General features: G+C 72.1%; 17 protein-coding genes, 1 tRNA gene and 1 riboswitch. Of the genes, 2 read left to right on the top strand and 16 right to left on the bottom strand.

The window, feature by feature from the left end; all coding sequences use genetic code 11:
• Positions 1 to 69: 69 nt before the first annotated feature.
• A complete protein-coding gene (locus tag ACKUU6_RS20910) occupies positions 70 to 2,589 on the bottom strand; it encodes a phosphatidylglycerol lysyltransferase domain-containing protein (protein WP_407990085.1) in 2,520 nt (839 codons plus the stop codon).
• A gap of 267 nt (positions 2,590 to 2,856) precedes the next feature.
• On the opposite strand from ACKUU6_RS20910, the gene ACKUU6_RS20905 reads away from it, so the two are divergent.
• Positions 2,857 to 4,143 carry a hypothetical protein gene (locus ACKUU6_RS20905; RefSeq protein WP_407992185.1) on the top strand — a complete coding sequence of 429 codons (1,287 nt, stop codon included), beginning with the start codon at positions 2,857 to 2,859 and terminating at the stop codon, positions 4,141 to 4,143.
• Between the two features lie 13 nt (positions 4,144 to 4,156).
• Here ACKUU6_RS20905 and ACKUU6_RS20900 read toward each other — a convergent pair whose 3' ends face one another.
• Positions 4,157 to 5,638 carry an MFS transporter gene (locus ACKUU6_RS20900; RefSeq protein WP_407990084.1) on the bottom strand — a complete coding sequence of 494 codons (1,482 nt, stop codon included), beginning with the start codon at positions 5,636 to 5,638 and terminating at the stop codon, positions 4,157 to 4,159.
• Positions 5,639 to 5,713: 75 nt separating this feature from the next.
• Positions 5,714 to 6,028: a DMT family transporter gene (locus ACKUU6_RS20895; RefSeq protein ID WP_407990083.1), complete on the bottom strand. Its 315-nt coding sequence runs from the start codon at positions 6,026 to 6,028 to the stop codon at positions 5,714 to 5,716.
• A 34-nt stretch (positions 6,029 to 6,062) separates the two neighbouring features.
• Positions 6,063 to 6,124: riboswitch (guanidine-III (ykkC-III) riboswitch) on the bottom strand.
• Positions 6,125 to 6,372: 248 nt separating this feature from the next.
• Here ACKUU6_RS20895 and ACKUU6_RS20890 point away from each other — a divergent pair.
• Positions 6,373 to 6,444, top strand: a tRNA-Cys gene (locus ACKUU6_RS20890).
• A 142-nt stretch (positions 6,445 to 6,586) separates the two neighbouring features.
• On the opposite strand, the gene ACKUU6_RS20885 is transcribed toward ACKUU6_RS20890, so the two are convergent.
• The 13 genes from ACKUU6_RS20885 to ACKUU6_RS20825 all read right to left on the bottom strand — a co-directional run bounded on the left by ACKUU6_RS20885 (position 6,587) and on the right by ACKUU6_RS20825 (position 19,926).
• Positions 6,587 to 8,056, bottom strand: a complete 1,470-nt coding sequence (locus ACKUU6_RS20885; RefSeq protein WP_407990082.1) for a WXG100 family type VII secretion target — start codon at positions 8,054 to 8,056, stop codon at positions 6,587 to 6,589.
• Between the two features lies 1 nt (position 8,057).
• On the bottom strand, positions 8,058 to 8,384 hold the full coding sequence (locus tag ACKUU6_RS20880; RefSeq protein ID WP_407990081.1) for a hypothetical protein: 327 nt from the start codon (positions 8,382 to 8,384) through the stop codon (positions 8,058 to 8,060).
• Positions 8,385 to 8,529: 145 nt separating this feature from the next.
• A complete protein-coding gene (locus ACKUU6_RS20875) occupies positions 8,530 to 9,894 on the bottom strand; it encodes a S8 family serine peptidase (protein ID WP_407990080.1) in 1,365 nt (454 codons plus the stop codon).
• Between the two features lie 152 nt (positions 9,895 to 10,046).
• Positions 10,047 to 10,637 carry a hypothetical protein gene (locus ACKUU6_RS20870; RefSeq protein WP_407990079.1) on the bottom strand — a complete coding sequence of 197 codons (591 nt, stop codon included), beginning with the start codon at positions 10,635 to 10,637 and terminating at the stop codon, positions 10,047 to 10,049.
• A gap of 11 nt (positions 10,638 to 10,648) precedes the next feature.
• Positions 10,649 to 11,038, bottom strand: coding sequence for a hypothetical protein (locus ACKUU6_RS20865; protein WP_407990078.1), 390 nt, complete (start codon positions 11,036 to 11,038; stop codon positions 10,649 to 10,651).
• The gene (locus ACKUU6_RS20860) at positions 11,038 to 12,297 is read right to left on the bottom strand and encodes an amidase domain-containing protein (protein WP_407990077.1); all 1,260 of its coding nucleotides are present in this window, start codon (positions 12,295 to 12,297) and stop codon (positions 11,038 to 11,040) included. The genes ACKUU6_RS20865 and ACKUU6_RS20860 overlap by 1 nt, the downstream gene beginning before the upstream one ends.
• A gap of 5 nt (positions 12,298 to 12,302) precedes the next feature.
• Complete coding sequence (locus ACKUU6_RS20855; protein ID WP_407990076.1) at positions 12,303 to 12,611, bottom strand: hypothetical protein; 309 nt, start codon at positions 12,609 to 12,611, stop codon at positions 12,303 to 12,305.
• Positions 12,612 to 12,729: 118 nt separating this feature from the next.
• Positions 12,730 to 15,060 (bottom strand): xanthine dehydrogenase family protein molybdopterin-binding subunit, encoded by a 2,331-nt coding sequence (locus ACKUU6_RS20850; RefSeq protein WP_407990075.1) that lies wholly within the window; start codon positions 15,058 to 15,060, stop codon positions 12,730 to 12,732.
• Positions 15,057 to 16,034, bottom strand: coding sequence for a (2Fe-2S)-binding protein (locus ACKUU6_RS20845; protein ID WP_407990074.1), 978 nt, complete (start codon positions 16,032 to 16,034; stop codon positions 15,057 to 15,059). Before ACKUU6_RS20845 ends, ACKUU6_RS20850 begins: the two co-directional genes overlap by 4 nt.
• Positions 16,031 to 16,897, bottom strand: a complete 867-nt coding sequence (locus tag ACKUU6_RS20840) for an FAD binding domain-containing protein (RefSeq protein WP_407992184.1) — start codon at positions 16,895 to 16,897, stop codon at positions 16,031 to 16,033. Before ACKUU6_RS20840 ends, ACKUU6_RS20845 begins: the two co-directional genes overlap by 4 nt.
• A gap of 441 nt (positions 16,898 to 17,338) precedes the next feature.
• The gene (locus ACKUU6_RS20835; RefSeq protein WP_407990073.1) at positions 17,339 to 18,937 is read right to left on the bottom strand and encodes a beta-N-acetylhexosaminidase; all 1,599 of its coding nucleotides are present in this window, start codon (positions 18,935 to 18,937) and stop codon (positions 17,339 to 17,341) included.
• A gap of 51 nt (positions 18,938 to 18,988) precedes the next feature.
• Complete coding sequence (locus tag ACKUU6_RS20830) at positions 18,989 to 19,267, bottom strand: DUF3039 domain-containing protein (protein ID WP_407990072.1); 279 nt, start codon at positions 19,265 to 19,267, stop codon at positions 18,989 to 18,991.
• 89 nt (positions 19,268 to 19,356) lie between these two features.
• Entirely contained in the window at positions 19,357 to 19,926 is a 570-nt protein-coding gene (locus ACKUU6_RS20825; RefSeq protein WP_407990071.1) for a YqgE/AlgH family protein, read from the bottom strand.
• Positions 19,927 to 19,985: the final 59 nt, after the last annotated feature.

Genomic DNA, 19,985 nt, shown 5'->3' with positions numbered 1-19,985 from the left:
CAACCGCCCCCGGCCCCGGCTCGCTCGCCGAGCGCGCCCAGCTTCCGCCGTACGCTACCTGAGCGCGGGTCAGCCGCCTGACGACGGATCAGCGACGGGCGCGGTCGGCAGGCGGCGCCTGGACAGCAGCCCCTCGGCCCCCGCACCGGCCAGTACGATCGCGGGCAGCTCGGCCGACTTCTCGTACAGCAGGAACCGCGGCACCCAGCGCGGGCCGTACCTGGCGTTCGCCCGGTACCGCTCCTCCAGCCGCCACCAGCGGGCCAGCGAGCCCAGGACCACCCGGGCGAGCCGCAGGACGAGGCCAGGCCGGGTGTCGCGCTCGAAGACGTGCCGGAACATCGCGAAGTTCAGCGAGACCCTGACCACCCCGAACCGGCCTGCTCCCAGCAGGAGTTCGGTGATCAGGAAGTCGACCAGACCGTCGTCGGACTCGCGGTCCCGGCGGACCAGATCGAGGGTGAGACCGTCGGTGCCCCAGGGCACCAGGTTGACCAGCGCGCAGACCCGGTCGTACTCGTCCCGGCACTCGGCCAGCACGCAGTCGCCGTCCGCCGGGTCGCCGAGCCGGCCCAGGGTCATGGCGAGGCCGCGCTCGCCCCGGCCGTGCCGCCAGGCGTCGGCGAGCCGGACCAGCTCGGCCGACTCGGCCGCCGGGACGTCCCGGTGACGGCGCAGCAGCACCCGGTACCCGGCCCTGGTGACCCGCTCGCGGACCTGCCGCAGCTCCTCGGTGGGGACGAAGCCCGCCACCTCGACCACCGCCTCGGCGCCGAACTCCATCGCCCGCAGCCCGGACAGCTGGTACACCGCCCCGGCCCGCTCCCCCGCGCCCAGCACCGCCGGGATCCAGGCGTACTGCATGGCCTGCTGCCGCCAGACCTCGACCGCCTGCGGCCAGTCCTCCGGGTCGCCGACCGGATCGCCGGTGGCGAAGGTGACGCCGTTGACCACCCGGTGCAGCACCGCCGCCCGGCCCGAGGGCGACCAGCAGACCGATCGGTCCCGACGGAGCACCAGATAGCCGAGCGAGTCCCGCCCGCCGTACCGGGCCAGCAGGGCGCGCAGCCGCTCCTCGTCCTCCGACTCCAGCCGGACCAGCCCGCGCGGCGAGCGGAACAGCAGCCGGACGGCGACCAGCAGCAGTCCCGCGCCCAGCACGTTCAGCAGCACGTCGAACCAGCCGGGTACCGCCAGGTCCGCGTACTCACCGATGCCGGAGAGGGTGACCAGCCGGAGCGCCACGTACTTCGCGCTGGCGCCCCAGGTCGGCGAGGTGCCCTGGTCGGCCAGCCGCAGCAGCACCGCGCCGATGCCGGTCAGCAGTGCGCCGCCGCCGACCAGCACGGTCAGCGCGAGCGGCAGGTTGCCGGGCTCGCCCCTGGCCCGGAAGGCCGGGCGGCCGAGCAGCAGGGTCAGCAGCACGGCCAGGGTCAGCCCGGCCGAGACCCAGTTGAAGGGGTGCGCGCGGTCCTCCGGCAGCACGGCCAGCGCGAGCGAGAACAGCGCCGCGTACCCCGCCACCACGACCGTCGCCACCACCCAGGCGGCCCGCTTGCGGCGGCGCAGCATCACCGCGAGCAGGGCGGCGAACAGCGCCGCCGTGAAGCCCGCGGTCATCAGCACGGGGGTGAAGAACTCACCGCTGTTGGCCCGCTGCACCCGGTCCCGGAACGGCGCGATCGCCCCGGCCGCCAGGTTGAGCGCCGCCGCGAGCCGCAGGTACCACTCGGCCGCGGTGGCGCACCGGCCCCGCCAGCGCGGTACCTCGACCGGCTGCTCCGGCACGGGTGGGAGTGACGGTGGTTCAGGCAGCGGCTCCGGCACCGGCACGGCTGCCTGACGCGGGCTGGGATCGGGGGCGCCGGCCAGCACGTCGTACACCGAGGTCTTGGCCGCCACCAGCCGCCGGTGGATCCGCTCCTCCCGGCGTTCCGCCCTGGCCAGCCGTCGGGGGCGGGCGTGGTAGCGCCAGCGCGCCCAGGGGCTGCGCGGCCGGGCCAGCCGGAGCATCCCGACGATCGCCAGCGGCGGCAGCATGACGCCCAGCAGGCCGGTCCAGATCTTGCCCTTGAGCAGGCTGGCCAGCACCGGCACCAGCAGCAGCGCGGCGACCGCGACCTGACCGCCGGTCAGCCCGCCGGTGAAGCCGCCCAGCGGCACCTCACCGAGCAGCAGCAGACCGATCAGCGAAACGGCCAGGATCACCGCGTCCACCGAGGTCCGGCCCTGTTCGCTCCAGTACACGTCCTCCAGGTGCAGCACCAGGGCGAACTCGTCCAGCACCAGCCCGCAACCGATCCCGAACCCGGCCGCCAGCACCTCGCGGAGCGCCCCGCCGTGACCCCGGACGGCGACGGCGCCGACCCCGCAGATCACCATCAGCCCCTGGCCGAACACCACGTGGTGGATGTGCAGACCGCCGGGGGTGACGTTGCCGGGCCACCAGGAGGTGCCGCGCCGGATCATCCGGACGCTGAACCGGATGAACAGGAAGGAGCCGATCAACCCGAGCAGCAGCAGGAAGAGCGGCTGCCGACCGGTGTCGACGATCCGCTCGTGGTAGGCATCGAGCACCGACTGCCACATGGACGGATCTGCCTCCGCGGTCCGGGAGTCCCATCCGACGCCTGGTCAGGGCGGGCCGCCAGCCGGATACTCCGTACGGGCGAGCGTTGTCGGGGCACCATGAGGATCACCCGCGCCACTGTCCCGCCTTAGCCGCCGGATCGGGTGGCTCCGTGGCAGGCTGTGGCCCATTAGCCACATCCGTGCACTTATCGGACTAACAATCGGCCGACTCCCGACGGCCTCGGCCCGGCAGCACCGCACGGCCCTCCAGGAACGGACGTGACCATGGACGCACTCTCCCGCCGCACACTGCTGGCCGCCGGGGCCGCCACCGCCGCCACGCTGGCGGCGGGCTGCGGCAGTTCGACCGGCGAGGACGGCGAGCAGGCCGCACCGCCGGCCCCGGCCGCCGCCGGCAGCAGCAGCCCGGGAGCCCATCCCAGCGTCCCGGCCAAGCCTCCCGCCACCGTGATCGGTGACGGCTCCACCTCGGACACCGGACCGCAGCCGCACCAACCGACGCCCGAAAAGCTCAAGCCCGGTGAGCGGCCGCCGCAGTTCGTGGTCTTCTCCTGGGACGGCGCGGGCGAGCTGGACAACCGTCTGTTCACCCGGTTCCGGCAGCTGGCCAAGGACCACCAGGCCTCGATGACCTTCTTCCTGTCCGGCATCTACACCCTGCCGGAGGCCAAGAAGGACCTCTACCACCCGCCGCAGCACCGGGTCGGCGCCAGCGACATCGGCTACCTGACGGACCAGCACATCCACGACACCATCGAGCAGATCGGCGCCGCCTGGCTGGAGGGCCACGAGATCGGCACCCACTTCAACGGCCACTTCTGCGGCGCCAACGGCGGTGGCCGGTGGTCCCCCGAGGAGTGGGACAGCGAGATCGAACAGGCGATGTCCTTCGTCATGAACTGGAAGACCAACACCGGCTTCACCGACCTTCCGGCGCTGCCCTTCGACTACCGCAAGGAGCTGATCGGCGGCCGCACCCCCTGCCTGGAGGGCCAGCGCGGCCTGCTGCCGACCGCGGTCAAGCGGAACTGGAAGTACGACAGCAGCGGCCCCGGCGGCACCCAGGTCTGGCCGCAGAAGTTCCAGGGCGGGGCGCTCTGGGACATGCCGCTGCAGTCCGTCCCGTTCCCCGGGCACAGCTTCCAGGTGCTCTCGATGGACTACAACATCATGTACAACCAGTCCGGCAACAACACCAAGGGCAGCTCGGGCTCGTACGACGCCTGGCGCACCCAGGCCGCCGGGTCGTACCTGGCCGGCTTCGAGCGGGCGTACAACTCCAACCGGGCGCCGCTCTACATCGGCAACCACTTCGAGCAGTGGAACGGCGGCATCTACATGGACGCCGTCGAACAGACCATCAGGACCATCGCGGGCAAGCCCGAGGTCCGGCTGGTGTCGTTCCGCCAGCTGGTCGAGTGGCTGGAGGTGCAGGACCCGGCGGTGCTCCGCAAGCTGCAGACCCTCAACCCCGGCCAGGCGCCGACCGGCGGCTGGGAGACCTTCCTCGGCACCCCGGCGGCCACCGCCGGCAGTCCGGCGGCGGGCTGAGCCACGCCTCAGCTCAGCTCTTCACCCGGCCGGTGAGCGCGGCGCCGAGCAGGGCCACTCCGGTCATCACCGCGAAGATCAACGCGAACGGTGCGACCGGCACGCCGGCCTGCGTTGCCGTCGCCGCCGCAGTTGCCGCCGCGCCCGTGGCAGCCACCGAGCCGCCGCCGAGCGCCGCGAACAGCACGCCCGCCAGACCGGCCAGCGCGACGTTCCCGAGCGCGTCGCTGAGCTGGAGCGAGGCCGAGTTGACCCCGGCCTCCTCCGGCTTGGAGAGCTTCATCATCAGCACGCTGATACTGGCCACCGCCAGTCCCATCCCGACCCCGCCGACCGCCCAGGACACCGCCGCCACCCAGACCGGCACCGCCGGGATCAGCACCAGCGCCGCGCCCGCGATCGACACCGCCGTCAGCAGGAAGCCCAACCGGATCAGCGCCTCCCGGTGCCGGTCCGCCGCCGGGCGCCCCTGCAGCCAGGAGCCGAGCGCCCAGGACAGCCCGCCGCTGGTCAGGGTCAGTCCGGCCATGGTCAGCGACAGGTGCCGCTGGGTGACCATCATCAGCGGGATGAACAGTTCGGCCGTGAAGAAGGCCCCCGCCGCCACCCCGCGCAGCACGATCACCGTCGGCAGCCCCCGGGCCACCCGCAGCGCCCCGGCGGGCAGCAGCCGCAGCACGGCCGGCCCCAGCAGCGCCGCACCCACTACCGCCGGAACCAGTCCGGGCAGGTCGCGTCGCTGGCCCGCGTACTGCAGCAGCGCGGCACCGACCGCCGCCATAGCCGCCAGACCGGTCCGCCGGAGGTCGAACTCCGCACCGCGCCGCGACGGCTGCCCCTGCTCGGCACGCCCGGCCCGCTCGGCACGCTCCGACCGGCGCAGGGCGGGGCCCATCACCACCAGCGGCAGCAGGATCAGCACCGGCACCGCCAGGAACACCCAGCGCCAGCCCAGGTGCTGGGTCACCGCACCCGAGATCAGCGGCCCGAGGATCGAGGGCAGCACCCAGGCCGCCGAGAAGGCCGCGAACACGGCCGGCCGGAGCCGCTCCGGGAACGCCCGCCCGACCACCACGTACAGCGCCACGATCACCAGGCCGCCGCCGAGCCCCTGCACCACCCGGCCGGCCAGGAACATCCACATGTTCGTCGCCGCCCCGGCCAGCACCAGACCTGCCCCGAACACCGCGATCCCGGTGAACAGCGGCCCCATCGGCCCCCGCCGGTCCGACCACTGCCCCGAGACCACCAGCGCGAACAGCGTCGAGGTGAAGTACCCCGAGTATGCGAAGGCGTAGAGCCCGAGCCCGTCCAACTGCCTGGCCGCCTCCGGCATCGCGGTGTTCACCGCCGTCGCCTCGAAGGCGAGCAGCAGGACGACCGAGACGATCCCGAGGGTGAGCGCCCGGTACGGGCCGCTCAGCACGCCACCCTGCGAGGGTGGTTCGGGGACGGTCTCGACGGAGGCGGAGGTGGCTGTGGTCATGCCCCTCATGGTAAGTGCCGTTGGCCCAAGTGACTCCTGACCTGCAGTCGCCCCGGCCTCCGTCGCTGGTCCTACGCCCCTCGGTCAGTGCAGCACCTTGAGCCCGACCACTCCGCCCAGGATCAGCACCAGACAGGTGATCCGGGCCGCCGACACCGCATCCCCCATCGCCGCCATGCCATACAGCGCGGTACCGATCGCGCCGATCCCGACCCAGACCGCGTACCCCGTACCGAGCGGGATCGACTTCATCGCGTACGCCAGCCCGCCCATGCTCAGCACCAGCGCGACCCCGAACACCACGCTCGGCACCAGCCGCGAGAACCCCTTGGACGCCTCCAGGGCGACCGCCCACACCGTCTCCAGCACACCGGCGATGATCAGAACGACCCAGGCCATGACGAGCACTCCTCGCAGTAGGTGTCACTTCACTACTGCGTCGTCTTGTCGGACCGGGTACGGCGCGTCTCGTCCGGGGGCGATCACTCGCCTGCGTTCGAGGCTAGCACGGCCGACACACGGAATTCATATTCGGATATTGACGCGGGACCGTGCATTCGGGCACCATGAATTCACGAACAGCGCGCCCGGTCGATCCGGGTCACGACGACAGGAGCAGGCCATGAGCAGGGAGACGGCGGCGATCTCGATGCCCCGCACCTGTGCCGCTCCCTGTTGTCGGTCCTGTCGCTGACGCTCCCCCCTTGTCGACAGCTGGCTCTGACCTGCCGTCACACCTTCACGGCCGTGTGCCCGAGTGGCTTAGGGAACCGCCTGCAAAGCGGTTTACACGGGTTCGATTCCCGTCATGGCCTCTTTGCCGGATGCGTCGAATTCCCCTGCGCGGGGGGAATTCGGCGTATTCTTCCGTGCTGCCCGGAATCCCCGCGTGAACGGGAACGGCCCGGCCACGGGGTCTCCCCCGCGGCCGGGCCGTCACTCGGACCGGACCACCCGCTACTCGATCACCGGCGGGTTGGCCTTGCCGCCGGAACGCCAGGTGTCCTCGTCCTCGACCAGGTAGTCGGGACGATTGCCGTTCTTGTCCTTCTTCTTCCCGCCGGCGTGGCCCCCGGGCATACCGCCCGCACCGGCCGCACCGCCACGGCCCTGGCCGCTCTGGCCGAGACCGGAACCACCCTGGGTGAAGGCCCGGCCGCTCGCGCCGCCCGCCTTCGCACCACCGACCGCACCGCCCGCCTTGCGGACCAGGCTCGGCTTGCCGCCGCCGGCCTTGCCACCGGCCGCGCCGCCACCGGCCATGCCACCCATACCGGACGCACCACCACGGCCCTGCCCAGCACCAGCGCCACCAGCCGCACCGGCACCTCCGGCCGCACCAGCACCCAGGCCACCGGCCCGGCCACCCGCACCGCCACCGGCGAGCCCGCCGCCGCTCCGGCCACCACCACTGATACCGCCACCGGCACGGCCCCCGCCGCCCGGCAGCCCACCGACGCCACCAGGGAAGCCCCCGATACCGCCACCACCCGTGCCACCGCCGGTGCCGCCACCGGCCCCGATCCCACTGCCACCCGGCAGATCGATCCCGGGCCGCGGCAACGTCGACCCCGTCGGCACCTGCACGCCACCGTCGATCCCGGTCCCGGGCACCCAGCCCGGCACCTTGCCGTCCGGCGGCAGCTGGTGAATCCCCGGATACACCGTGTTCGGCGGGGTGACCAGCTTCTCGTCACCCCGGGGGATCACCGGCCCCCCCGGAGGCGTCGGCGTCTTCTGATCGCCGCCACCGGGGCCGTTCGGGTCGACCGGCTGCTTGATGTGCGGCGGGGGCGTCGGCGGATCGATCGGGGGATGAGGACCGACCGGAGCAGGCGGATACGGCTTACTCGGATCCTCGCCCTGCTTGCTCGGCGGGTCGAGATACGCGGCAGCCTCGGTGTACTGCGGGGCCAAGTGCTCCATCACGACGATCGCCCGTTGGTGCGCGATCTCGGTGGCGGACAACTCGTCGTAGTTCTTGTTGACTGCGCTGGCGCGGTCCATCCCGCTGGCGAGGTCAGCCTTGAACTGAGCGTCCGAGCGCTCACCGAGGTCGCCGACCCACTTCATCCCGCTCTCGAAGGAGCTGGGAACATCGATCGCGTCCATCGTCGACTTGCCCTGCTCCAGCGCCTGCCCTGCGTAGCTCATCGCCGAGGACGTGCGTACCGCGTGCGCAGCGGTGTTGGTCAGGTTGGTGTGGAGAACGTTGGCCCGGGCGACGAAGCCATCGGCTGCCTTCCCCTGCCAGTTCTGCGTGGCGTGCTCGACGGCCCGCTTCAGGTCATCAGCCGCGGACCGGAGTTCGGCGTCAACGTTCTTCCAGTGGTCCGCGACCTCCTTCAGACGGCCGGGGTTGGCTCCCTGCAGCATGTTCTTGAGCGGGATGAGGGATTCACCTTCGAAGTTCGTCTTGCCTGACATGTCAGACCGCCTTCTGCTGGCTGTTCATGACGGACTTCTGGTCTTCCTCGATGCTCCGGTAGTTGTCGGTGACCATCTTGGTCTTGTCACCGAAGTCGTTGATCAGGTTGTTCAGATCGGTGATCGTCTGAGTAAGGAAGCTCTGCATGCCGCTGTGCGCGCTGTACAGCGCACTGGCCTCGGAGAAGCTTCCACCGAAGTGGCCCGGCTCGACTACGGTGTTGTACTTGGTCTTGTCTGCGGTCTGACCGATGTTCTGCTGGAGCGCCCGCAGTCGCTTGACGACCGCCTCCAACTCGTCGGTGTTGACCTGATATCCGTCCGACATACGGCTCCTCCCCCTGGAGTGTCGCTGCTTCCCCGTCTGGCATTGGCTCCGGCGGGTGATGAACTCGCTCTGGTCCGTCGGCTGCTGACGAACCAGGGCGTTCGATCGTATCGCTTACTTGAGGCGTGCTGACACACCCTCAGCGTTACTGGTTGCCACCAGGACCGTACGGATTCTGGTACGGCGGCTGCTGCGATGGCTGGCTACCGTAGGGCGGCTGCCCCGGCGGCGGAGGCTGGTTGCCGTACGGCTGGTTCGGATACGGCGGCTGAGCCTGCGGGTACCCGTACGGCGCTGGTCCGGGCTGGGGCACCTGGGCGGCCCGGCGGCGCTTCGACGCCTTAACCAGGACCACGATCAGAATTACGACCAACAGCGCGAACACCAGCAGCGCAACTGCCGCGATGGCAAGGCCCTTACCGATGATCGAGAAGCTCTCCGGCTCGGAAATGTCCGCCGCGCCCGTACCTGCTCCAGGAGTCGTACTGCCTGGGGCCGTTCCCGCCGGACTGGCGGAGCCGCTCGAACCGGCAGCCTTGGCCAGCGGTCCCTGCGGCGAACCGGCCGGAATGTTCTGGGTAAGGGCCTCGTACGGCTGGACCACCCCATAGCCGTAGTGCGCGTCCGGCAGCTTGGCGCCACTCAAGGAAGCAGGCACCTTGGCCGACTTCACCAGCCGGTTCGCCACCTGTCCGGCCGTCAGGTCCGGGTACTTCGCCCGTACAAGGGCAGCGGCACCTGCAACGAACGCAGTCGCGTCGGATGTGCCGTTGCCGATGCAGTACTTGCTTCCGGAGCAGTTGCCGGCCGAGACGATCTCGTCGCCGGGCGAGGTGAGCATCAGCTCCGGACCGGAGTTCGACTTGGCTCGGACCTTGCCGTCCTTGCCAACTGCGCCGATCGCCATCACACCAGGGAGGTTGGCAGGGCTCGAGACCTTGGAGCTGCCGTCGTTCCCGGATGCCACGACGATCAGAACGTCCTTCGCCGTCGCGTAGGCGATCGCATCGCTGTACCGGGATGTACCGGGGCCCTGACTTCCCTGCGAGATGTTGATGACCTTCGCGCCATTGTCCGCCGCCCAGCGAATGCCTTCCGGGATGGCGTCCGCCGCGTCGGCAGTGGCCTTGTAGATTGGAAGAATCTTGGCCCCCGGAGCCACGCCGACCACACCTTCTCCGCCGCCGTGGCCCTTTCCGGCGATGATGCTGGCCATCGAGGTGCCGTGGTCATCCGTCGGCGCCTTCTCCCGCCCTTGGCCGGCCGGATCAAAGCCAGGGAGGACCTGACCCGCCAGATCCACGTGGGTGGGGTCGACACCCTCGTCGATGACGGCCACCTTCACGCCCTCGCCCGTGCTCACCCCCCAGGCCTTCTCCAGGCCGTACTGCTGGATGACCCACTGCCCGTCCCGTACCTGGTCGGCAGAGGCCAGCGGCGCCGTGGTCAACAGCAACCCGGCGGCCAGCGTGGTGGCGCCGAGCGCGCGCATGGTCCTGGTGAGCGTCATCCCTACCCCGTTACCCCGTCAGTTGGAGACTGCGGTGCGCGCCGTGCAGGCACGCACCGCTCGATCGTATCGCCCGACTACCTGACATGGGCAGAACCCCACGCCTCTGCACGCCTTCACCACAGGCGAAGTGCGATGCCGTAGGTGAGCCCTCAGGATGCGTTCGGGATCTTGTCGAAGATCATCTGGGTGATCTTCCGGGCGACACCGCAGACGTCCGGCTTGGTCGCCTTGTCGTAGTTAGTGATCTCGACGTCCACGGCGTTGTCGCCGAACTCGTTGACGCTGTTCAGCTGCACCACAATGTCGCAGGAGTCGAGGTTCTTGCCGCTGGCCTTGGTCAGCTTCTGGGACGCCTGGTTGCCGCCGAAGCGGAGCTTCGTGCTGCCGCCCTCCTGGTGCTGGACGCCCTGTTCGTAGCGGATGGCCTGCACCATGATCGCCAGCATGGACTTCTTCGTGGAGACCACGCAGTAGTTGCCGGGGTCCTTCTGGCCCTCCATCTCGTCGTTGGTGGCCTTGTTGATGTCCTCCGCGGTGAAGATTGAGCACATCTGCACCGTCTGGGTCCGCTTCTGCACCGTCACCGGACCGGCGGCCGTGCCGGTGTCCGGCGTCTCGGGCTCCACCGGCAGATCGACCGCGGTCGGGTGCCCGGTGGCCTGGCTGATCATCGAGCAGGACGCGAGTGTCAGCGGGAGCACCGCCAACGCCACCCCGCTGACGAATCGTCGAGTACGCATAATGTGAGACCTCATTCCGAGTACCTGTCTGAGCGGCCGTCGAACCCCAGCGGCGCAGCCCCCGAACACAGCCGCCGCCCCGTCCCCGCGTCGAGCGTGTCGGTGACCAGGAAGACCCCCGTCCCCACCAGCGCCACGCCGGCCACCATCGCCAGCACCGCCAACACACCGAGCCGGGCCCGGCCCAGCAGCCGCTGTCCCAGCGGCAGCGCCACCGCGACCACGCCGAACCCCAGTACGCCCCAAGCCCCCACCCGCATACCGGTGTTGGCCGGCAGGTCGAGGCAGCTCGCCAGCACCGCGCGGTGCCGTTCGTCGTACGCCGTGCTGAACCACCACACCGCGACGCCCCCCAGGGCGGCGGCGGACAGGCCGAGGGAGCCGGACCGGGTCGGCGTCATCAGTACCACCCCGGGGAGACCCGTACGATCCGGATCTTCTGCTCGCCCTCGGCCTTCTCCGTCGCGGGGAGGCGGCCGTCCAGGCTGACGTTCTGGCGGGAGGTGGTGTGCTGGGTGTACTTGACGTCGCCGTCGGGGGTGACGGCGGTGACCACGGCGGCGTGGTGGGTGTTGCCCTTCTCGATGTGCTCGTTGTCGCCGGATTGCTCGTAGAAGACCAGGTCGCCGGGCATCGCCTGCGAGGCGGGAACCTCGTAACCGCCGTTCTGCAGAATGAAGTTCTGCAGGTTCTCGGCGGCGCCCCAGCTCTTGGACCAGTCCGTCCGCTCGTCGAGCCAGCCGGAGTCGGCGTCGTCGTCGCGCCCCCAGCTGTCGTCGGACCAGCCGGGGCCCCAGCCGGTGTCAGGCTTCTCCTTGACGCCGCCCTGCCGCAGTGACTCGGAGGCGAAGTTGGTGCAGTTGTTGTCGAGCTTGTCGATCGACGTGTCGTCCCAGTGGTCCAGCGCCCACTGGACCTGCCTGACCCGGTCGTACTTGCCGTCCCGGCCGCGCAGGTCGAGCTCGACGTCCGTCGGGATGCCGTTCAGGTTGGCGATCCGCACCGGCTCGGCCCGCATCAGTTCGTGCTGCTGTTGCGGCGTCAGACCGGCCCACCAGTCCCGGACCACCTGCGGGTCGGTGCCGTCGGGGATGCTGCGGGAGAGGATCTCCATCTGGGTGTGCGAGGCGGCGGTCTGTGCGTCGTCCAACGCCTTGGCCGGGTCGGACTCGTACGTCTCGCCCATCAGGGTGCGCAGCTGCGGCTCGGCGAGCGCGTCGGCCTCGCGGGCCTGGCGGAGCGCCTCCTTGATGAGGTCCGAGACGTCGTTGAGGTGGACGAGTTTCTCGGTGGTGACGCCGTCGCCCTGGGTGGAGGTGTTGCCGTCCTGGTCCACCGTGATGTGGTGGAGCTCGGCGAGTTCCAGCGCGTGGTTCAGCGTCCGCTGCGCGTACTCCATGGCGGAGGCGAGGCCGTCCAGCACCATCGTGACGCCGCGCATGAGGTCCGCGCCGGCCTCCAGCCGGTCGGCGATGTCCTTGAGGTCGGCGGCGGCCTGCTGCCCGACCGCGTCGGTCCAGTTCTCGGCCAGCGGGCGGCTGCCCTGGCCACGGACGTCCTCGGCGGCCTGCAGCGCGTGCTTGGACAGCGAGAGCCAGTCCTCGGCGGCGGTCTGCCACTGCGCGGGGCGGGCGTTCCTGAGATCGGCGAAGGTGATCACGGCGCTCACACCTTGCCGAGGTCGCTCATCGCGGCCCGCATCCGGGCGTCCGCCTCGGCGTCGGCCGCGTCGTACTCGTCGGCCGAGCCGTGCAGTTGCTCGGAGAGCCGCTGCAGGCGGTCGGCCAGCAGCACCATGTGGCGCTCCCAGTCCCCCGCGCACTCCCGCAGGGTGGCCGCCGAGGACCAGCCCGGGTCCAGCGTGCCGGCGGTCTCGCTGGAGTCCAGCGCACCGGAGAGCCGGCTCTTGGTCTGCCGGCTCAACTCCCCCATGCTGTCGCCCACCCTGCGCACCCCGCCGGTGGTGATGTTCACGTCCCGCATCCGGACCCCCGCCCGTTCCCCGTTCAGACCGCCTTACCGGGGAACACCCTAACCAGGCGGTCCGACGACCCGTCAGCCACCTGCACGGAGCAGGACACCAGGACGCCCGTCAGCCGACCGTCGCGTCCTCGGGCAGGATCGGCAGCCGTCCGACCGGCAGCCCGGTGGCGGCCCGGACGGCGGCGGCCACGGCGGCCGGGGCCACCACGGCGGGGACGGCGCTGACGGCCTTGGCGCCGAAGGTGGCGACCACGTCGCGGTCCTCGATCAGGGCGGCGATCCTGACCTCGGGGGTGTCCAGGGCGGTGGGCAGGCGGTAGCCGGTGAGCGAGGGGTTGACCAGGCGGCCGCCCTCGGTGCGCAGGTCCTCCAGCAGGGCGAGCCCGACGCCCTGGGCGACCCCGGCCTCGATCCGGTCCTCGATCTGACGGGGGTTCAGGGCCCGGCCGACGTCCTGGGCGACCGTCATCTCGACCACCCGGACGGCACCGAGCTCGATGTCGACGTCCACCACCGCCCGCATCGCGCAGAACGCGATCGAGACGAAGGCGTCGCCCTGACCCGCCTCGTCCAGCGGCTCGGTGGGGTGCGGCCTGCACTGGGCGGTGGCCCAGAGCTCCTTGCCCTCCAGCGCCTCGGTGACCGGCATGCCCAGCACGCCGTCGTACGAGGTGATCTTGCCGTCGGCGATCGTGAGCAGCTCGACGGACATCCCGAAGTTGGCCGCGATCGGCTGCAGCAGCTGGTGCCTGACCATCAGCGCGGCCCGCTCCACCGCGCCGCCGGAGACCCAGGTGTGCCGGCCGCGCGCGGACGGTCCTGCCGAGGCCTGGTCGCTGTCGGCGGGGGCGATGTAGACCTCCGAGACGCCGAGCACGGACTGCACGATCTGCCGGGCCAGGGTGGCGAAGCCCTGCCCGGAGTCGACCGCCGCGCAGATCACGGTGGCGTGGTCGCCGCTGACCCGGACGGTCGCTGTGGAGACCTCGTCCTCGCCCTCGGCGCCGAGCATGTGCACCATACCGACGGCGTAGCCGATCCCCCGGCGGACGGCGGCCGGGTCGCCGGCGCCCCCCGGGCCGCCGGGCAGCAGCCACTCGCTGTCCGGGTCGTCCAGCGGGAGCGGCGGCAGCGGCGCGGTGGAGACCGCGTCGAGCAGCACCGCGACCGGGGCGGGGCAGGTGACGGCCTGTCCGGTCGGCATCGGGTCCCCGGTGGCGAGCGCGTTGCGGCGCCGGACCTCCACCGGATCGATCCCCAACTGAACAGCCAGCTGGTCGAGTTGGGACTCGTACGCGAAGCAGGTCTGCAGAGCGCCCTCGCCGCGCATCCGTCCGGCGGGCGGGTTGTTGGTGCGCACCGCCCAGGCGTCGACGAAGACGTTCGGGCAGACGTAGGGGCCGACCGAGAAGGCCGCGGCGGCGGCCAGCGCCTCCGCCGACACCTCGGCGTACGCACCGCCGTCCAGCAGGATCTGCGCCTCGACCTTGACCAACCTGCCCTCGGCGTCGGCGTGGTGGCGGTAGCGCAGCAGGGCCGGGTGCCGGGAGGTGTGGGTCTGGAACGACTCCTCGCGGGTGAGGGTCATCTTCACCGGACGGCCGGTGCGCAGCGCGAGCAGCGCCAGGGTGACCTGGAACGAGCGGTCCTCGCGGTCCGCGGTGGCGCCGGGCACACCGGTGACCACCAGCCGGACCCGGTCCGGGTCCAGGCCGAGGCTCGCGGCGGTGCGGTCCCGGTCGCCGTGCGGGTCGGTGGAGGAGAGGTGCAGCTCAACGCCACCGTCCGGGCGGGGCACGGCGAGACCGGCCTCGGCGCCGATCGGCGCCGGGTCCTGCCGGCCGACCTGGTACAGGCCCTCGACGATCACCTCGCCGACCGCCTCCGGGTCGCCGGCGCGCAGCGGCAGGTGGCGGAACAGGTTGCCGTCGGGGTGCAGCGGCGGGACGTTGAAGGACTGCTCGGGGTCGGTGACCGGCTCCAGCGGCTCGTACTCGACCACGATCGACGCGGCGGCCAGCCGGGCGGTGTCCGGGTGGTCGGCGGCCACCGCCGCGATCGGCTCGCCGTGATGGCGGACCACGCCGGAGGCCAGCACCGGCCGGTCCGCCGAACCGCGGCCGTCCGGGGCGACCTCGGGGGTGCCCTCCGGCCCCGGCGGCAGGTCGGCGGCGGTGATCACGGCGTGCACCCCGGGCAGCGCCAGCGCGGCACTGGTGTCGATCGAGACGATCCGGGCGTACGGGTGCGGCGAGCGCAGCACCGCACCCCAGAGCAGCCCCTCGGCCCACAGGTCGGCGGCGTACGGGTAGATGCCGAGCGCCTTGGGCAGCGCGTCGCTGCGCGGGGCGGAGCTGCCGAGACCGAACGGCTCGGCGCCGTCCGGCAGTTCGCCGGCCGAGGGCGCGACCGGGGCGGTGAGGTCGGTGGGCGAGCTCATGCGCGATCGTCCTCGGGGAGCCGGATGCCGTGGGGCGGGGTGGTGCCGTCGTACACCGCGTCGTAGCCCGGCCCGTCGAAGGGCGTGCCGTGCGCCGGGGTCGGGTAGTACGGCGTGCCGTGCGCGGGAGTGCCGACCGGGCCGTCCGCGGCGGTGCCGTGTGCCGGGGTGGCCTCGTGCCGGCCCGGTTCGTACGGGGCCTCGTAGCCCGGGTCGTACGGCGCCGGGTCGTAGTACGGCGTGGGGTACTCGGGTTCGTAGACCCCGGTCTGGTGCGTGGTGGCGGCGTACTCGCGGGCCACCGGCTCGGCCTCGACCCAGACCTCGGAGTCGGCGTACAGCGGGTGTTCACCGGCCAGCGGCAGATCGGCGGCGGACTGGGTCGGCGGCACCGGGGCGGGCTGCGCGTCCGCCGGAGCGGCCTCGACGGTGTCGGCGGCGGCCGGCTCGGCGTCGGGCTCCTCCTCGACCACGCCGCGCGCCTCGGCCACGGCCTGCACCGCCGCGAGCACGCCCTGGTAGCCGGTGCAGCGGCAGAGGTTGCCGCAGAGCGCCTGCCTGGCCTCCACCTCGCTGGGCCGGTGGTTGCGCTGGAGCAGGTCGTGGACGGCCATCGCCATCCCCGGGGTGCAGTAGCCGCACTGCACCGCGCCGGAGTCGGCGAGCGCCTGCTGCACGTCGCTGGCCGTGCCACCGGCCGAGAGGCCCTCGACGGTGGCGATCTCGCTGTCCGAGGCGAGCGCGGCGGGCACCAGGCAGCCGGCCACCAACTGGCCGTCCACCTGCACCGAGCAGGCCCCGCACTCGCCCTGCTCGCAGCCGTCCTTGGCCCCGGCCAGGCCGAGCCGTTCGCGCAGCACGTAGAGCAGGCTCTCGCCGATCCACGCGTCGCTGACCGGCCGTTCGAAGCCGTTGACCCGCAGGGTGTACGAGGCGGTCGGACGCACGTCGGCGCCCATGAGGTCGTCCGTCACTTCAGCGCCCTTCCCAGTGCCCGGCGGGCCAGCACGGATACCGTACGCCGCAGCCTCATCGCGGCCGCGTGCGCCCCCCCGGGGCCGCTCTCGGTCATGCCGTCGGGCACGCAGGCCGCTGCCACGTACTCGCCGAAGGCGGCGGCCGCGGCCGGGTCGATGGCGCTGGCGGCCTGGTCGCCGCGGGCGTCCCAGTCGATGCAGCCGGCCACCCAGGACTCGGCCTCCAGCGGGCGCAGCGGCACGGGGGCGACGGCGCCGACGGCACACCGGACGGCCCGCCGGGCCGGGTCGAGCACCAGGGCGACCGAGGCGGTGGCCCGGGACGGGCCGCTGCGTCCGGTGGCCTTCAGGAAGACCTGCGGGGCGTGCAGCAGCGGGACGCGCACCCAGGTGAGCAGCTCGCCGGGGCGGACCGGGTCCAGGCCGGTGAGCAGGTGGCTGACCGGGACCTCGCGGGTGCCGCCCGCCCTGGCCAGCGTGACGGTGGCCTCCAGCGCGGCGAGCACCGGCAGGGTGTCCCCGGCGGGGGCGGCGGTGGCGATGTTGCCGCCCAGCGTGCCGACGTTACGGATCTGCGGCGGCCCTGCGGTCCTGGCGGCGTCCGCCAGCGCGGGGATCAGCGCCGAGAAGTCGGGGCGGTCCATCCGGGCGTGGGTCAGCCCGGCACCCAGCACGGCGGTGCCGCCGTCCTCGTAGCGCCAGCCGCGCAGTTCGGTGATCCGGCCGAGGCCGATCAGCGCGGCCGGACGGAGCCGGCCCGCGTTGACCGCCTCCATCAGGTCGGTGGCACCGGCCACCGGCACCGCGCCGGGAGTGGCGGCGAGCGCCTCGACAGCCTCGTCGAGCGAGGCCGGCAGCATGATCGTCCGGTTCACCAGGAATCCACCGTGCTCCACTTGCTCATCAACTGCCCGCCGTCTCCCGGCGGTGCGGCCTGGCCCGTAGGGTACGGGCGATCGGGGCGGGTTGGGCAACTCTGGCACACAAAGCTTGGTGATCATTTCCCGGGGGACGGACAGGCGGGGAGAATCTCGGACGAATCCAGGCAGCGAACGATCCGATCCGGTCGGCCCCGGATCGGAACTTCACCTGTTGTTGACGTACGGGCCGGGTTCAGAGGTTCCGCCGGCGGGGGCCCGAATGAAGGAGCGGCGTCCGGGCCGAGTCCGGGCGGTGCCGGCGAGGAAGTCCATGCGGAGCATCGGCGACCGAGGAGAAGCCGTCCGAGGGGGCACCTCCCGCCCGAAGGGTGGGGGAGACAGTCCGGGCGCCGCGACGCCGGGCCCCCGCCGGCGGAACCTCTAGTTCCCGGGCCCGTCGGACGGGCGTCCCTGCACCCCCGGGCGGCGCTGCCAGGGGTGCGGCCCGGCCGGCGGGCGGTACTCCACGCCGAGCGCGTCCAGGCGGGCGTAGTGCGTGGCCATCCGGCGTTCGAAGTCCGGCCAGTCGCGGGCGGCGGGCTCGCGCGGCAGGTCCGACCAGGCCACCTCGGCGAACGCGGCCAGCCGGGGGAAGGCGCGGTAGTCGACGTCCCGGGCGTCGTTCATGAACTCGGTCCACAGGTTGGCCTGGGTGCCGATCACCCGGGCGGCCGCAGCGGCGTCCAGCTCGGCCGGGACCGGTTCGAACCGGTAGACGTCCTCCAGCGTGCGGACGAAGCCGACCGGGATCGGCTCGTCCTCCCCGGCCGCCTGCCGGTGATCCAGGTAGACGTGCTGCTCGGGGCACATCACCACGTCGTGGCCCGCCTTCGCGGCCGCCACCCCGCCCTGGTAGCCGCGCCAGGAGGAGACCGCCGCACCGGGTGCGAGGCCGCCCTCCAGGATCTCGTCCCAGCCGATCAGCCGTCGGCCGCGCTCGGCCAGCCAGCTGTCGAAGTGCCCGATGAACCAGCTCTGCAACTCCTCCTCGTCGGCGAGCCCGAGCCCCTCGATCCGGCGCTGCGCGGCCGGGCTGAGCTTCCACTGCTCCTTGCGGCACTCGTCACCGCCGAGGTGGACGAACTGCGAGGGGAAGATCTCCAGCACCTCCTCCAGCACCCCTTCGAAGAACCGCAGGGTCGGCTCGGAGACGTTCAGCACGTTGTCGCTGATCCCCCAGTCCGTCCAGACCGAGAGCCCGGCGGTGTCCACCACATCGGTGTTACCGAGTTCGGGGTAGGCCGAGATCGCGGCCTGCGAGTGGCCCGGCAGGTCGATCTCCGGGACCACGGTGATGTGCCTGGCGTCCGCGTACGCGACGATCTCGCGCAGGTCGTCCTGGGTGTAGAAACCGCCGTGCGGCTCCTCGTTGCGGCGCTCGGCGGCCCGGAAGCCGACCATCGAGCGCTCCCGCCAGGAGGCCACCTGGGTGAGCCTCGGGTAGCGCTTGATCTCGATCCGCCAGCCCTGGTCGTCCGTCAGGTGCAGGTGCAGCACGTTGAGCTTGTGGACGGCCATCAGGTCCAGGAAGCGCAGCACGTCAGCCTTGGGCAGGAAGTGCCGCGACACGTCCAGCAGCACCCCGCGCCAGCCGAACCGGGGCGCGTCCTCGATCTCGGTGTACGGCAGCACCCAGCCGGTACGACGCAGCGGGGCGCGGCGGTAGGCGTCGGGGCCGAGCAGCTGACGGAGCGTCTGAACGCCGAGGAAGGCCCCCGCCGGGGCACCCGCCGACAGCCGGACGCCGTCCGGGCTCACCGAGAGCCGGTACGCCTCCGGGGCGAGCGACCCGTCGAGCCGCAGCTCGACACCGCCCGGGCCGGGGCGCAGCGGGAGGCCGGCGGCGGAGTTGAGCGCGGCGCGGAGCCAGGACTCGACGTCCTCCAGGCCGGGGTCGGCGGTCAGCGTCGTGCCGGGGTCCAGCGCGTACTCGCCGCGCTCGGGAGAGGTGACGCTCAGCGGGGCGGGGATGAGGTCCATGGCCTCATCCTGCCCCGCCGGAGCACCAGTGGCATAGACCAATCAAGCGGTCTACTTCTTGTCGTCGTCCCCGCCCTGCGGCTTGCCGATGCCGTCGAAGATCTCCTTGCACATCGGGCAGACCGGGTACTTCTTCGGGTCGCGCCCGGGGACCCAGACCTTGCCGCAGAGCGCGACCACGGGAGAGCCGGAGAGCGCGCTCTCCATGATCTTGTCCTTCTGGACGTAGTGCGCGAAGCGCTCGTGGTCGCCGTCGCCGTTGGAGACCTGGGGGACGGGCTCGACCAGGGTGCCGGTACCGAGACCGCGCTCGGGCTCAAGAGTGCTCATGGGGGCCAAGTCTATGGGGCCCGGCGCCACGGCGGGAGCCCGTGTCGGTCGAGGCCCGGGGCCCGTGTCAAGTGAGGCCCGGGGCCGTGTCAGTTGAGGCTCGGGTCGTCCGGGTACGTCGCCAGCACCGCGAGCGGGCCGCGCTGGCGGCGCAGCACCGCGCGCCAGAGGCGCTCCGGCTCCGGGCAGAAGATGTCACCTGGCTCACAGTCCACCAGGTACCAGGCGCCCTCCGCCAACTCCGCCTCCAGCTGCCCGGGCGACCAGCCGGCGTACCCGGCGAAGACCCGCAGACCGCCCAGTTCCCCGGCCAGCAGCTCGGGCGGGGCCTCCAGGTCGACCAGCCCGATCGCGCCGTGCAGGCGGCGCCAGCCGAGCGGCTCGGCCTGGCCGGGTTCGCCGGGGACCACGGCGACCGCGAGGGCCGAATCCAGGCCGACCGGGCCGCCCTGGAACAGGACCGCCGGGCGGCCGGCCAGCTCTGACCAGCCGTCCAGCACCGCCGCCACCTCGATCGGGGTGGGGTGGTTGAGCACGACGCCGAGCGCGCCCTGGGCGTCGTGGTCCAGCAGCAGGACCACGGAGCGGGCGAAGTTCGGGTCGGCGAGCACCGGCGTGGCGACCAGGAGTCGGCCGGTGTTCGAGGAGGCCGGGGTCATGCCCACATGATCCCGCAGTCGGGCCCCGCCCGGGAGTCCAACACGAAAGCCGCGCCGGG

It is taken from the genome of Kitasatospora sp. CMC57 (assembly GCF_045866025.2).
GTDB lineage: Bacteria > Actinomycetota > Actinomycetes > Streptomycetales > Streptomycetaceae > Kitasatospora.
This window is presented reverse-complemented; position numbering and strand designations above follow the sequence as displayed.

Excerpts from the sequence above, each read along its gene's own strand:
- ACKUU6_RS20910 (WP_407990085.1), bottom strand. The coding sequence starts at position 2,589 with ATGTGGCAGTCGGTGCTCGATGCCTACCACGAGCGGATCGTCGACACC.
- ACKUU6_RS20905 (WP_407992185.1), top strand. The coding sequence starts at position 2,857 with ATGGACGCACTCTCCCGCCGCACACTGCTGGCCGCCGGGGCCGCCACC.
- ACKUU6_RS20900 (WP_407990084.1), bottom strand. The coding sequence starts at position 5,638 with ATGAGGGGCATGACCACAGCCACCTCCGCCTCCGTCGAGACCGTCCCC.
- ACKUU6_RS20895 (WP_407990083.1), bottom strand. The coding sequence starts at position 6,028 with ATGGCCTGGGTCGTTCTGATCATCGCCGGTGTGCTGGAGACGGTGTGG.
- ACKUU6_RS20885 (WP_407990082.1), bottom strand. The coding sequence starts at position 8,056 with ATGTCAGGCAAGACGAACTTCGAAGGTGAATCCCTCATCCCGCTCAAG.
- ACKUU6_RS20880 (WP_407990081.1), bottom strand. The coding sequence starts at position 8,384 with ATGTCGGACGGATATCAGGTCAACACCGACGAGTTGGAGGCGGTCGTC.
- ACKUU6_RS20875 (WP_407990080.1), bottom strand. The coding sequence starts at position 9,894 with ATGACGCTCACCAGGACCATGCGCGCGCTCGGCGCCACCACGCTGGCC.
- ACKUU6_RS20870 (WP_407990079.1), bottom strand. The coding sequence starts at position 10,637 with ATGCGTACTCGACGATTCGTCAGCGGGGTGGCGTTGGCGGTGCTCCCG.
- ACKUU6_RS20865 (WP_407990078.1), bottom strand. The coding sequence starts at position 11,038 with ATGACGCCGACCCGGTCCGGCTCCCTCGGCCTGTCCGCCGCCGCCCTG.
- ACKUU6_RS20850 (WP_407990075.1), bottom strand. The coding sequence starts at position 15,060 with ATGAGCTCGCCCACCGACCTCACCGCCCCGGTCGCGCCCTCGGCCGGC.
- ACKUU6_RS20840 (WP_407992184.1), bottom strand. The coding sequence starts at position 16,897 with ATGCTGCCGGCCTCGCTCGACGAGGCTGTCGAGGCGCTCGCCGCCACT.
- ACKUU6_RS20835 (WP_407990073.1), bottom strand. The coding sequence starts at position 18,937 with ATGGACCTCATCCCCGCCCCGCTGAGCGTCACCTCTCCCGAGCGCGGC.
- ACKUU6_RS20830 (WP_407990072.1), bottom strand. The coding sequence starts at position 19,267 with ATGAGCACTCTTGAGCCCGAGCGCGGTCTCGGTACCGGCACCCTGGTC.
- ACKUU6_RS20825 (WP_407990071.1), bottom strand. The coding sequence starts at position 19,926 with ATGACCCCGGCCTCCTCGAACACCGGCCGACTCCTGGTCGCCACGCCG.